14 protein-coding genes are annotated in these 12,514 nt (G+C 67.0%); 7 read left to right on the top strand and 7 right to left on the bottom strand.

The window, feature by feature from the left end:
* Positions 1-88 precede the first annotated feature (88 nt).
* Together GDJ08_RS06205 and GDJ08_RS06200 are read left to right on the top strand one after the other, a co-directional pair.
* Positions 89-2,152 carry an alpha/beta hydrolase family protein gene (locus GDJ08_RS06205; RefSeq protein WP_153164495.1) on the top strand — a complete coding sequence of 688 codons (2,064 nt, stop codon included), beginning with the start codon at positions 89-91 and terminating at the stop codon, positions 2,150-2,152.
* Between the two features lie 117 nt (positions 2,153-2,269).
* Positions 2,270-3,502 (top strand): DUF819 family protein, encoded by a 1,233-nt coding sequence (locus tag GDJ08_RS06200; protein ID WP_017355896.1) that lies wholly within the window; start codon positions 2,270-2,272, stop codon positions 3,500-3,502.
* Positions 3,503-3,614: 112 nt separating this feature from the next.
* Here the strand turns inward: GDJ08_RS06200 and GDJ08_RS06195 are convergent, their stop codons facing one another.
* The 5 genes from GDJ08_RS06195 to GDJ08_RS06175 are packed head-to-tail and all read right to left on the bottom strand — an operon-like array spanning position 3,615 to position 6,638.
* Positions 3,615-4,100, bottom strand: a complete 486-nt coding sequence (locus GDJ08_RS06195) for a hypothetical protein (protein ID WP_017355895.1) — start codon at positions 4,098-4,100, stop codon at positions 3,615-3,617.
* 46 nt (positions 4,101-4,146) lie between these two features.
* Positions 4,147-4,407: a cell division topological specificity factor MinE gene (gene minE, locus GDJ08_RS06190; protein ID WP_017355894.1), complete on the bottom strand. Its 261-nt coding sequence runs from the start codon at positions 4,405-4,407 to the stop codon at positions 4,147-4,149.
* 2 nt (positions 4,408-4,409) lie between these two features.
* A complete protein-coding gene (gene minD, locus GDJ08_RS06185) occupies positions 4,410-5,219 on the bottom strand; it encodes a septum site-determining protein MinD (RefSeq protein ID WP_136006162.1) in 810 nt (269 codons plus the stop codon).
* A 36-nt stretch (positions 5,220-5,255) separates the two neighbouring features.
* A complete protein-coding gene (gene minC / locus GDJ08_RS06180; protein WP_423666619.1) occupies positions 5,256-6,026 on the bottom strand; it encodes a septum site-determining protein MinC in 771 nt (256 codons plus the stop codon).
* Positions 6,027-6,041: 15 nt separating this feature from the next.
* A complete protein-coding gene (locus GDJ08_RS06175; RefSeq protein WP_017356780.1) occupies positions 6,042-6,638 on the bottom strand; it encodes a GNAT family N-acetyltransferase in 597 nt (198 codons plus the stop codon).
* Positions 6,639-6,776: 138 nt separating this feature from the next.
* On the opposite strand from GDJ08_RS06175, the gene GDJ08_RS06170 reads away from it, so the two are divergent.
* From GDJ08_RS06170 to GDJ08_RS06150, 5 genes are all read left to right on the top strand, one after another.
* Positions 6,777-7,973: a sensor histidine kinase gene (locus tag GDJ08_RS06170; protein ID WP_017356779.1), complete on the top strand. Its 1,197-nt coding sequence runs from the start codon at positions 6,777-6,779 to the stop codon at positions 7,971-7,973.
* Positions 7,973-8,614 carry a response regulator gene (locus tag GDJ08_RS06165; protein WP_017356778.1) on the top strand — a complete coding sequence of 214 codons (642 nt, stop codon included), beginning with the start codon at positions 7,973-7,975 and terminating at the stop codon, positions 8,612-8,614. The genes GDJ08_RS06170 and GDJ08_RS06165 overlap by 1 nt, the downstream gene beginning before the upstream one ends.
* 280 nt (positions 8,615-8,894) lie before the next feature.
* A complete protein-coding gene (locus GDJ08_RS06160) occupies positions 8,895-9,974 on the top strand; it encodes a polyketide cyclase (protein WP_017356777.1) in 1,080 nt (359 codons plus the stop codon).
* Positions 9,975-10,079: 105 nt separating this feature from the next.
* A complete protein-coding gene (locus GDJ08_RS06155; protein ID WP_017356776.1) occupies positions 10,080-10,451 on the top strand; it encodes a DUF423 domain-containing protein in 372 nt (123 codons plus the stop codon).
* 1 nt (position 10,452) lies between these two features.
* Positions 10,453-11,127 (top strand): DNA-3-methyladenine glycosylase family protein, encoded by a 675-nt coding sequence (locus GDJ08_RS06150; protein ID WP_153164494.1) that lies wholly within the window; start codon positions 10,453-10,455, stop codon positions 11,125-11,127.
* A 10-nt stretch (positions 11,128-11,137) separates the two neighbouring features.
* Here GDJ08_RS06150 and GDJ08_RS06145 read toward each other — a convergent pair whose 3' ends face one another.
* Entirely contained in the window at positions 11,138-11,668 is a 531-nt protein-coding gene (locus tag GDJ08_RS06145) for a hypothetical protein (protein WP_153164493.1), read from the bottom strand.
* A 29-nt stretch (positions 11,669-11,697) separates the two neighbouring features.
* The gene (locus tag GDJ08_RS06140; protein ID WP_153164492.1) at positions 11,698-12,507 is read right to left on the bottom strand and encodes a M15 family metallopeptidase; all 810 of its coding nucleotides are present in this window, start codon (positions 12,505-12,507) and stop codon (positions 11,698-11,700) included.
* Between the last annotated feature and the right edge of the window lie 7 nt (positions 12,508-12,514).

The following is a 12,514-nucleotide window of genomic DNA, read 5'->3' as shown; positions in this document are numbered from 1 at the left end:
GGATCTGGCCAAGCCCATGACCTGTGGCCTTTGCTTCGGACCGGGTGCCGCCCTACCATCGGCGTTTTGCCGTCCCGCGGAGACCCCGATGAAACTTCGTTACGCCCTGCTGCCGTTGTGCCTGCTGACCGCGATGCCGTCGCTGGCGGCCACGCGCGGCCTGGATGTGCGCGACATGATCGCGCTGGATCGGGTTTCGGCCCCGCTGCTGACCGCCGACGGCGGCAAGGTGGTGTTCGCCAAGCGCGTGGTCGGCACAGACAGCAAGGCCAGCACCGGCCTGTACATCCGCGATCTGCGCACCCGTGACGCCGCACCGCCGAAGCCGCTGACCCCGGCCGGCTGGAACGTCAACTCCGCCGCGCTGTCCGGTGACGGCCAGACTGTGTACTTCCTGAGCGCCAAGGGCGGCAGCCAGCAGCTGTATGCCATGCCGACCGCCGGCGGCACGCCGCGTCAGCTCACCGATTTCCCGGTCGATGTGGACAGCTACCACGTGTCCCCGCAGGGCGACCGCGTGGCCTTCAGCAGCGGCGTGTTCCAGGCCTGCGGCTCGGACCTGGCCTGCACCAGCAGGAAGCTGGACGCGCACAAGGCGCGCAAGAACACCGGCGAAGTCTTCGACAGCCTGTTCGTGCGCCATTGGGACACCTGGAACGATGGTCGCCGCAATACGCTGTTCGTGGCGCCGCTGCCGGCAGCCAAGGGCGCCGCAGTCAAGGGCGCCTCGGCGATCAGCGCCACGCTCGATGGCGATGCGCCGTCCAAGCCGTTCGGTGGCAATGACGACTTCACCTGGTCCCCGGACGGTACGACCGTGGTCGCTGCGATCCGCGTGGCCGGCAAGCAGGAGCCGTGGTCGACCAACTTCGACCTGTACCGTCTCGATGCAGACGGCAAGCAGGCACCGGTGAACCTCACCGCCGCCAACCCGGCCTGGGATGCCGGTCCGGTGTTCAGCGACGACGGCAAGACCCTGTACTACCGCGCGATGAAGCGCCCGGGCTTCGAAGCCGACCGCTTCGGCCTGATGGCGATGGACGTGGCCACCGGCAAGACCCGCGAGATCGCGCCGAAGTGGGACCGCTCGGCCGGCGAGATCGTCCTGTCCGGCGACGGCAAGGGCATCTACACCTCGGCCGACGACATGGGCGAACACCGCCTGTTCCTGGTCGATATCGACAGCGGCGAGGCGGCGGTGATCGCCGAAGGTGGCAGCATCGGGTCGCCGACCCGTGGCGGTACGACCCTGGCCTACACCCGCAACAGCCTCAAGAGCGGCGACCAGATCGTGGTGGCCGCCTTCGATGGTGCCAACGAGCGCGAGATCACCCCGAGCGCCGGCCAGATGCTGCCCGACGTGGCTTTTGGCGACTACGAGCAGTTCCAGTTCAAGGGCTGGAACAACGAGACCGTGCACGGTTACGTGGTCAAGCCGTACAACTACCAGGAAGGCAAGACCTACCCGGTGGCGTTCCTGATCCACGGCGGCCCGCAGGGCAGCTTCGGCAACGGCTGGAGCTACCGCTGGAACCCGCAGACCTACGCGGGCCAGGGCTACGCCGTGGTGATGATCGACTTCCACGGGTCCACCGGCTACGGCCAGGCCTTCACCGATGCGATCAGCCAGCACTGGGGCGACCGCCCGCTGGAAGACCTGCAGAAGGGCTGGGCGGCCGCGCAGAAGCAGTACCCGTTCCTCAACGGCGACAAGGCGTGCGCGCTGGGCGCCAGCTACGGCGGCTTCATGGTCAACTGGATCGCCGGCAACTGGAACGAGCCGTGGAAGTGCCTGGTCAACCATGACGGCGTGTTCGACCAGCGCATGATGGGCTACGCCACCGAGGAACTGTGGTTCACCGAGTGGGAGCAGGGCGGTACGCCGTACCAGAAGGCCGCGAACTACGAGAAATTCAACCCGGTCAACCATGTTGCCGAGTGGAAGAAGCCGATCCTGGTGATCCACGGCCAGCTCGACTTCCGCATTCCGGTCGAACAGGGCCTGGCCGCGTTCACCGCTGCACAGCGCCAGGGCATCGAGTCCAAGTTCCTGTACTTCCCGGACGAAAACCACTGGGTGCTCAAGCCGCAGAACAGCGTGCAGTGGCACGACACCGTCAACGGCTGGTTGAAGCAGCACATCGGCCAGTAAGCCGGATTGCAGCGCCGCCCTCCGGGGCGGCGCTTTTCATTGGCGCCGGCGGCTGACCGGCACCCCCATCGACTCTGCAAGGTTGCCGGCCCCGGCCGGCACTACCAGGATGCTCTCATGCCCCTGATCCAGAACGACATCGTCGTCTTCGGCCTGATCGCCGCCACCCTCGGTGCCGTGTTCTGGACCGCCTCGCGACCGCGCGGGCTGTGGAAACACTTCTACGCCGTCGTGCCGGCTCTGCTGCTGTGCTATCTGATCCCCGGCATCTACAACACCGTCGGGCTGATCGACGGCCAGAACACGCGCCTGTACAACCCGATCGCCCGTGATGTCCTGCTGCCCGCCGCGCTGGTGCTGCTGACCTTGGCGGTGGACATCAAGGGCATTCTGCGGCTCGGCCCGAAACTCATCGCGATGTACCTGGGCGCGTCCTTCAGCATCATGCTCGGTGCAGTGGTGGCCTTTCTGGTGATGAAGTGGATGCATCCGTCCACCGTTGCCGGCGATACCTGGGCCGGCATGGCCGCGCTGGCCGGCAGCTGGATCGGTGGCGGCGCCAACATGCTGGCGATGCGCGAAGTGTTCGACGTCAACGCCACCACCTTCGGCCAGTTCGCCGTGGTCGACGTCGGCGTGGGCTACGTGTGGATGGCGGTGCTGATCTTCATGGCCGGCCATGCATCGAAGATCGACGCGGCCACCGGTGCCGATACCTCGGCGATCGATGCGCTGAAGGTGCGCATCGAGAAGTTCCAGGCCGAACACGAACGCGTGGCCAGCCTGACCGACCTGATGCTGATCATCGCGGTCGCCTTCGGCACCGTCGGCCTGTCGCATGCCATCGCCGGGCCGGTATCGGCCTGGTTCAAGGGCCACGTCAGCTGGGCCCCGCAGTTCAGCCTCGACGCGCCATTCGTCTGGGTCGTGGTCATCTCCACCACCTGCGGTCTGGCCCTGAGCTTCACCCGGGCTCGCAATCTCGAAGGCGCCGGTGCCTCCAAGCTCGGCTCGTTGCTGCTCTACTTCCTGATCGCGTGCATCGGCATGCAGATGGACCTGCTCGCGCTGCTGGAACGCCCGTGGCTGTTCCTGCTCGGCTTGATCTGGATCGCCGTGCACATCGTCCTGCTGTCGACGCTGGCGATGGTGCTGAAGGTGCCGTTCTTCTACTTTGCGATCGGTTCGCAATCCAACATCGGTGGCCCGGCCTCGGCACCGGTCGTGGCGAGCGCGTTCCATCCGTCGCTGGCCCCGGTCGGCGTGCTGCTCGGCACGATGGGCTACGCCACCGGCACCTATCTGGCCTACATCGTCGGCGTCACCCTGCGCTCGCTGGCAGGGCACTAGCCCGGCCCACACCCGGGTAGCGCCCGACCGCTGGTCGGGCGACGGCGCGCAGCGCCGGGGACTTGCACGCACACAGAGCGCGTGCCGGCCAACGGCCGGCACTACCGATGCTTTACGCAGGAAGAAGACCGCGTTCGATCAGCCACGCTTTCGCGTCTTCCGCATCCTGCTCGAACCACGCTCTGGTCGACCCCAGGCGATACGTATACCCCCACGCGTCCATGTCGGCCATCAGCCGATCGCTGCCCACGCCCGGCAGCTGCGCGGCCAGCACGATCTGCAGGTAACAGGTAGCGTCTTCCTCGGGGACCGAATCGGTCGCGTCCGTGTGGACCCGTGCGCGCCGCTCCGGCGGCAGCACGATCAGGTGGCAGGCCTCGTGCAGCATCGAATGCACCGGCGTGTCGTCGCGGACGTACACATCGCTGCCGATGATGCCCGCCTCCGGCTCGCCCCAGTAGCTGCCCGGGATCGGCGCACCCGCCTCGATCCGATGCAGGCGCAGCGCATGCGCCGCCAGCAGTGTGGCGGCATCCTCGAAATCAATATCGCCTACGCAGGTGACCTGCGGCTCGGCGTCGGTGGCGACGGTGGTCATGCAATACGAAAAGTGCGCCCCTTCCGGAGGGAAGGGGCGGTGTCGGTCAGGGCTGCTGCGGACCTTCCGGCAGCGCCACGGAGATATCCAGCACGTCGTGCTCGCCGTCCTTGACCAGGTCCACCTTGACCGCGTCGGCGTCGATATTGACGTACTTCTTGATCACTTCCAGCAGCTCGCGCTGCAGCAGCGGCAGATAATCCGGGCCGCCACGGTGGCTGCGTTCCTGCGCGATGATGATCTGCAGGCGGTTCTTGGCCGTTTCGGCAGTGGTCTTCTTCCGGTTCAGGAAATCGAACAGTCCCATGCTTACCCTCCGAACAGCTTGCTGAAGAAGCCTTTCTTCTCCACGGTGGTGAAGCGCATCGGACGCTCTTCGCCGAGGATGCGGCCCACCGCATCTTCGTAGGCCTGGCCTGCCGCCGATTCGGGGTCCAGGATCACCGGCTCGCCCTTGTTGGACGCGTTCAGCACGTCGCCCGATTCGGGCACCACGCCGATCGCCTTCAGGCCCAGCACTTCCTCGACGTCGGTGATGCTCAGCATCTCGCCACTTTCCACCCGTGCCGGGCTGTAGCGCGTGAGAAGCAGGAAGGCCGGCACACTCTGCCCGGACTCGGCCTTGTGCGTCTTCGAATCGAGCAGGCCGATGATGCGGTCGGAGTCGCGCACCGACGACACTTCCGGGTTCACCACCACCACGGCGCGGTCGGCGTAGTACATCGCCAGGAAGGCACCCTTCTCGATACCGGCCGGCGAGTCGCAGATGATGTAGTCGAAGCCGTCGGCGGCCAGGTCCTTGAGCACCTTGCCCACGCCTTCCTGGGTCAGCGCATCCTTGTCGCGGGTCTGCGAGGCAGCCAGCACGTACAGGTTGTCGAACCGCTTGTCCTTGATCAGCGCCTGCTTGAGCGTGGCTTCGCCGTGTACCACGTTGACGAAGTCGTACACCACGCGGCGCTCGCAGCCCATGATCAGGTCCAGGTTGCGCAGGCCGACGTCGAAGTCGATCACCGCCACCTTTTTGCCACGACGTGCCAGCCCGCAGGCCAGGCTGGCGCTGCTGGTGGTCTTGCCGACGCCGCCTTTGCCGGAGGTGACTACGATGATTTCAGCCAAAGGACTTCTCCTGATTCTTGTATTTTGGGGGCTGCATCAGTCCAGCGCAGCGATCTTGATCTGGTCCTGTTCCAGCCACACCTGCACGGCCTTGCCGCGCAGCGTGTCCGGGACATCGTCCAGTACCTTGTAATGGCCGGCAATGGCGACCAGTTCAGCATGGAAATCACGGCAGAAAATACGCGCCGTGGTATTGCCTTGTGCACCTGCCAGGGCGCGGCCCCGCAGCGTACCGTAGATGTGGATGCTGCCGTCGGCGATCACTTCCGCGCCGGCGCCCACCGTGGCCATCACGGTCAGGTCGCAGTTTTCGGCATACAGCTGCTGGCCCGACCGCACGTTGCTGGTCTGCATGCGGCCGGGCTGCGACGCTGCAGCGGCCGGGGGCGCTGCAACCGGTGCGGGCGTGGCCGCCGCCGCGCGGGTGCGGCGCGGCGGTTCCGGTGCCGGTGGCGGGGCGACGGGTTCGGCCTCGGCGCGCTCGTACTGCGCGCGGAACTTGGCCAGCAGGGGCAGGCCGAGCTGCTGGGACAGCAGCTCGGTCTCGGTGGTGCCGTAGGCCAGCGCCACAGGCAGCACGCCGGCACCACGCAGGCCATCGAGCAGTGCCCGGGCCGTGGCCACGTCGGGCATCTGGCTCAGGCCGCCGAAATCCAGAATCACCGCCGCGCGCCCGAACAGTTTGGGCGCGCGTGCCACGCGGTCGTGCATTTCACGGGTGAGGCGTTCTACGTCGAGGGTGCGGATGCGCAGGTTGGCGATACCGACCTGGCCGATCTTCAGTTCCCCGGCCTGTTCAAAATCCATGTTCGCTGCCACCAATCAGGTCCCCGTCGGCCGTTGTACGCGCAGCGGCTCGCGACGGTGGCCCACCCAGGGCACGTCGGGCAGCTGGTCGCCGTAGGTGTCGTGCACCCACTGGTAACTGCACAGGTCCTTGAGCAGCATGCTGGCGCGCACGTCCACGTGCGACATCGTGTTCTGCCCGACCTCGCGGAAGCCGAAGCTGCCGTGGAAGAGCAGGGCGGCGTCGGCGCCGTGGTCCAGGAACACCTCGCAGGTCATCTGCGGGTAGCGCAGCTCGGCGTAGCTCTGTGCATCGGCATAGAACGCACGGCCGACGCCACCGCCGCGACGGCGGCTGGCGACCACGATGCGGTCGATGTAGAAGAAGCCGGTGCCCAGGTGCTGCTTGAACCAGGCGAAGTTGGTGCTGTCGTGCTGGCTCTCGCTGCCGAAGCCGATCAGGAAACCGGCCAGGTTGCCGTCGCGCTCGGCGACGCGGAAATATTCAGCGGTTTCGTAGAACAGACGCAGTCGCGCGGCATCCAGCGGCAGGATGGCCAGGCCGGCGTTGTTGTTCAGGGCCAGGACGGAATCGAGCTCGTGCTCGCGCACGTCGCGGATGACAATCGACATTGTGACTCCGTGGGGTAACGCGGTTGGCCCATCAAGGGGCCCTGCGCCGGATTATTGCATGGGTGGCGGCCCCCCGCGACCCGGCGGCCATGACTTATGTCCGGGTGCAGGGGCGCAGGTTCAGCCTAAGATGCATCCATGTTGGGATACCTCAGCCAAACCCGAGTACTGCGACTGGCCGGCCTGTTCACCTGGGTCATGCTCGGCCTGCCGCTGGTGTACTCCCAGTACGAAGCCCTGATCCGCCACAGCGGTGGGGTGGACCTGTTCGCCGTGCTGCTGTTCGTGGCCTACCTGGCGTTCGGCGGGGGCTACCTGTGGCTGACCCGTGGTCTGCGCCACGGCGGCCACTCGGCATGGTACGACCGCGCGATCCTGGTTCTGCTGACCGTGTCGGCCCTCGGGGTGAGCTTCCTCAGCGGTTCGGGCCTGGGCAGCATTCTGATGATGGTGGCCGCCGGGGTGATCCCGTGGATGCTGCCGGCACGTGTGGGCGTGATCTGGCTGCTGCTGAGCCAGCTGGCCGTCGCACCGGTCTACTACCTGTTCCTGCCGTTCTCGCTGTTCGAGGCGATAATGCAGTCGCTGCTGTACGGCGGCTTCTCCATGTTCATCTTCGTGACCAGCCTGGTCGCCCGGCAACAGACCGACGCCCGCGAGGAGCAGCGCCGGCTCAACACCGAACTGCGCGCCACCCGCGTGCTGCTGGCCGAGAGCGCGCGCGTCAACGAGCGCACCCGCATCTCGCGCGAGCTGCACGACCTGCTCGGCCACCACCTCACCGCGCTCAGCCTGAACCTGGAAGTGGCCGGCCACATCACCGAAGGCCAGGCCCAGGAACATGTGCACCAGGCCCACACCCTGGCCAAACTGCTGCTCACCGACGTGCGCGAGGCGGTCAGCCAGCTGCGCGACAGCGGCGCCATCGACCTGGCCGCCGCCCTGCGCCCGCTGACCGAACAGGTGCCGTCGCTGGACATCCACCTGGACATCGAAGAGCCGCTGAGCGTGGAAGACCCCGAGCGCGCGCACGTCCTGCTGCGCTGCACCCAGGAAATCATCACCAACGCCGTGCGCCACGCGCACGCCCGCAATCTCTGGATCCGCGTGCGCCGCGAGGCGCCGGGCATGGTGGTGCTGCAGGCGCATGATGACGGGGTGGGGGCCGACGGCATCGTGGTTGGCAATGGTTTGCGCGGGATGCGCGAACGCCTGCAACAATGCGGCGGAGAGCTGCAGATCGAAACCCGCCGGGGACAGGGCTTCCGCCTGTGCGCCTCGGTCCCCGGCGTGCCAGTGCTGATGCTGGGTGCCATCCTGGAAGGAGTGCGTTGATGATTCGCGTCTGCCTGGTCGACGACCAAACCCTGGTGCGGCAGGGGATCCGCTCGCTGCTGGCACTCGACGATGGCATCGAGGTGGTCGCCGAGGCCGCCGACGGGCGCCAGGCGGTGGACGTGGTTCCGCAGGTACGGCCCGACGTGGTGCTCATGGACATGCGCATGCCGGTGATGTCCGGGCTGGAAGCACTGCAGATGCTGTCGCGATTGAACCAGTTGCCGCCCACCATCATCCTGACCACGTTCGACGACGACCAGCTGGTGCTGGCCGGGTTGAAGGCCGGCGCCAAGGGCTACCTGCTCAAGGACGTCACCCTGGAACAGCTCGTCGGGGCGATCCGGACCGTGGCCGACGGCGGCTCGCTGGTCCAGCCGGCCGTGACCCAGCGCCTGCTGTCCGGGCTGGAGCACATGCGCAACGAATTCGTCAGCCTGGACCGGCCCGATCCGTTGACGGACCGCGAGACCGAGATCCTGCGGCTGATGGCCAGCGGGTTCTCCAACAAGGAGATCGCCAATTCGCTGGGCGTGGCCGAGGGCACCATCAAGAACCACGTGTCCAACATCCTGTCCAAGCTGGGCGTGCGCGACCGCACCCGGGCCGTATTGAAGGCCTTCGAACTCCAACTGGTCTGAGGCCCACGGCAAAAACATTCACCGATGGCCGAAAGGCTTGCGGCACAAGGGATGCGGGCGGCTGGCGAGGGGTTTTCGCCGAATCCGGCAAAGAAATATCGCCCATCCCCTACGTGCTGGCACCCGCGATGCGCTATCTTTCCGCTCCTTGTCTATGCAAAACCGCTGCCGGCATGGAAACCGGTGCGCCAATCCTGATCAACAACACCCGCGAAGCCTGCTAGGATTGGCGCTTCGCTTCAATCAACCCGGCCGTGGGATCGGCCCCGGAGACTCCTGAATGACCCGTATTATCGAGTTCCTGATCGCCTTGGGGATCGTGGCTGGCCTGTTCGTCATCATTGGCGTATGTCTGCCGGGCGAGCGCCATATTTCCGAAAGCATCGAGACCAACCGCAAGATGACGATCGTGTTCGACACGGTCAACAGCCTGCGCCGCTTCAAGGACTGGAACCCGCTGCTGCTGCGCGATCCCGCCGTTGAGCTGAAGCACTCCGGCCCGGCCGCCGGCGTGGGTGCCCGCCTGGACTACGCCTCCAAGGAAAGCTCCCTGGGCCAGGGCAGCTGGGTGATCACCGAGTCCGAGCAGAACAAGCACGTGGCGATCGCGATCGAGGACCCGAGCAAGGGCCACGACAAGACCACCAGCTTCACCCTCGAGCCGACCGGCAAGGGTGGCCGCAACGTCAAGATCACGCAGGACTACAGCGTCAAGTACGGCTTCGACCTGTTCGGTCGTTACGCCGGCCTGTACGTCAGCCGCCACATCGGTGACGACCTGAAGCTGGGTCTGAGCCGCATGGCCAACATGCTGGCCACCGTGCCGAACGTTGACTACCGCACTGCCGAAGCCCCGCTGACCGATCTGGCCATCGTCGATGTCCCGGTCGAAGACCTGCTGGTCGTCAACGCCGGCAACGTCGACCGCGGTCAGGAAACCATCACCAAGTCGATCCGCGACAACCAGGAATGGATCAAGCGCGTGATGGAGGCCAACAACCTCGAAGCCGCCGGTCCGCTGCGCATCATCACCACCGACTTCGGTCAGGAGAAGTACGCCTTCGACGTGGCCCAGCCGGTCAAGAAGAAGGGTGCTGAAGCGGCCTCGGCCGAGGCCCTGACGGTGAAGATCGACGGTGACGCACCGGTCAAGTACGTGCATGTCGCGCCGCACCGTTCGGCCCACGCGGCCTATACCGGCCACATGGCGGGTCTGGACGTGGCACGCAACGCTCTGCGTGCCTGGGCTGTCACTGCCGGCAACGAAGTGATCGACCGTCCGTACGAATCCTGGAACGGTGGTGTGGACAAGTCCTTCACCCCGGAAGGTACGTACGACATCTACTGGGCCGTCAAGTAAACCGACGGTTGCCGTGATGTAACGCACGACGAAAACGCGCCGCTTCCTGCGGCGCGTTTTTTTTTGCCGCTCCGTTGTGGGAGCCTTGTCTGGAAGGATGGAAGGATGCTCAACCTCGAACGACGCGCGCGCAGACCCTCACTGCTGGCCTGCCTGGGCGGCCTGCTGGCCGCCGCGGCGGTGGGTCTGTCGGCCTATGCGTCGCATGGCATCGCCGAGCCGCTGGCGCAGTCGCACGTCAACACCGCCGCGCTGTTCGCCTTCGGGCACGGCGTGGCGCTGGCCGCGCTGGGGGCCACCCAGCAGAACCGGGTCGGCAAGCTGGCCCTGTCAGTGCTGCTGCTGGGCACGCTGCTTTTCTCGGGCAGCCTGGTCGCCGGAGCGGTCTGGCAGTTCCGCACCGGCCTGGCGCCGGTCGGCGGCAGCGCGCTGATGCTGGGGTGGGTGGTGTACGCCTTCAATGCCCTGAGGCGTTGAGGTGCCGCGCTTCCGCCGCGGCTTTGATGTGGAGGAGGCATACGCCTGGCTGAGCCGGCGTGACCGTCGCCTCGGCACCTGGATGAAACGGCTCGGTCCGATCGAGCCGCCCCCGGGGTGGGGCCGCTCGTTCGACCCGGTCGATGCGCTGGCGCGGGCGATCCTGTTCCAGCAGCTCAGCGGCAAGGCGGCGTCCACGATCGTGGGCCGGGTGGAAGCGGCGATCGGCAGCCCGCGCCTGCACGCCGATACCCTGGCGCGCATCGATGATCCGGGCCTGCGCGCGTGCGGGGTGTCGGGCAACAAAGCGCTGGCGCTGCGTGACCTGGCGCGGCGCGAGGCGGCCGGCGAGATTCCCGACCTGCGCCGGATGTCGGTGATGGACCACGATGCGATCATTGCCGCGCTGGTGCCGATCCGTGGCATCGGCCGCTGGACCGTGGAAATGATGCTGATGTTCCGCCTGGGCCGGCCGGACATCCTGCCGGTCGACGACCTCGGCGTGCGCAAGGGTGCCCAGCGCGTGGACAAGGCCGCGCTGATGCCGACGCCGAAGGAACTGCAGGCGCGCGGCGCCGCGTGGGGCCCGTTCCGGACCTACGCCAGCCTGTACCTGTGGCGGATCGCCGATTTCACCGACGCGCCGAAGGCGCCCACCAACCGTTCGCAGTACTGAGCGCGGCGGGTCACTCCAGGGCCGGCGTCCTCGGCGCGAAGGCCGGGTCGTCGCTGAGCCGGCGGGGCGGATGGCGTTGCTCCTGCTTCAGGTGGCCGTGGTAGCGGAACGTGGCGATCGTGCCGCGCAGCATCACCCCGCAGACCACCACCATCCAGGCCAGGCCCGGCACCGTCGGGCCGTCGCCAACGACAAGCAGCAGGACCTTGCCCGCGAGGTAGTAGGCCATCAGCAGGCAGGCGGCCACGCGGCTGGCGCGCAGCACGCCCCAGGACAGCGCGATCTGGATGCACGCATCGACCAGGAACACGGCCGCGGCCAGCGACATGCCGATGCGCCCATCCGATGTCTCGATGCTGATCTGGACCGCATCACCCAGGTGGTACACGGCCATCCCCACTGCCAGCACGGCCAGGATCGCGCCCAGTGCGGCCATCTGCCGGATCGGTGAGGTGAGCGGGCGCGGTGCGTGATCCCACGCCCGGCGCGGTGCGGCTGGCCGCGTCGTCGTGCCCACCTGATACGGGCTGATGTCGTCCATGATCCCGCTCCCTTGTTCGAATGCGAAGGTTAGTCGCCCGCCGGGTGCCAGCACCAGTGCCAGGGTTCGTAGACGATGCCGTGCGGATTGTCGCGTGGGTAGCTCAACCGGAAGCCGGCGTCGGCCGCGTGCGCCGTCAGCCAGGCAAAGGCGGGGGTGGCCTCGAAGCTCGCTTCCGCCGGGGGTTCGCCCGGACTGCCGATGTCCAGCGCACGTCCACCGTGATGCTCGCTGTAGCCCGGTGCCGCGTTGACGGTGAGGATATCGGCCACCGCCAGCCCACGCGCGCGTTTGCGCTCGAAAATGCCGAGCTGGTAATCGTGGCTGCGATAGCCGGAGATGGCCTCCAGCACGATCCCGTCGGCGGCGGCCTGGGCGCGCATGCGCTGCCAGCTGCGTGCCGCGCGATGGTGCAGCCACAACGGGCGACGGTAGCGGTCGCGGCCGGCGAACTGCAGTCGTGCCGGTTCGGCTTCCAGCGCCAGCCCGGTCGTGTGCTCGTAGGCCTGCGCATCGACCCCGAGCTGCGCCAGGCGCAGCTCCAAGCCGTGCAGCGGCAATACCCCGTCCAGATCGTGCGCACGCTCGCGACCGGTGAGGTGGTGTTCGAGCGCATCCAGCGCCGCGTCGATGCCGGGTTCGCGCATCAGCCGCGGCACCAGCGGCAGTACGCCGTGCGTGGATACCGCCGCCAGGTAGCGACCATCACGCTTGCGCCGCAATACCGTGTGGGCAGTCGCCAGGGCACGCGCATCGGCATTGCCGCGTGCGCGCAGCAGTCCGCCGGGCCACAGTTCGATCTCGGCGGTATTGATCAGCAGGGCAGGGGATCCGCGCATGTGCCCA

The sequence above is a fragment of the Stenotrophomonas nematodicola genome, assembly GCF_009467805.1.
Taxonomy (GTDB): Bacteria; Pseudomonadota; Gammaproteobacteria; order Xanthomonadales; family Xanthomonadaceae; genus Stenotrophomonas; species Stenotrophomonas nematodicola.
The sequence above is the reverse complement of the archived record's forward strand: the minus strand, read 5'-3'. Positions and strand labels throughout refer to the sequence as shown.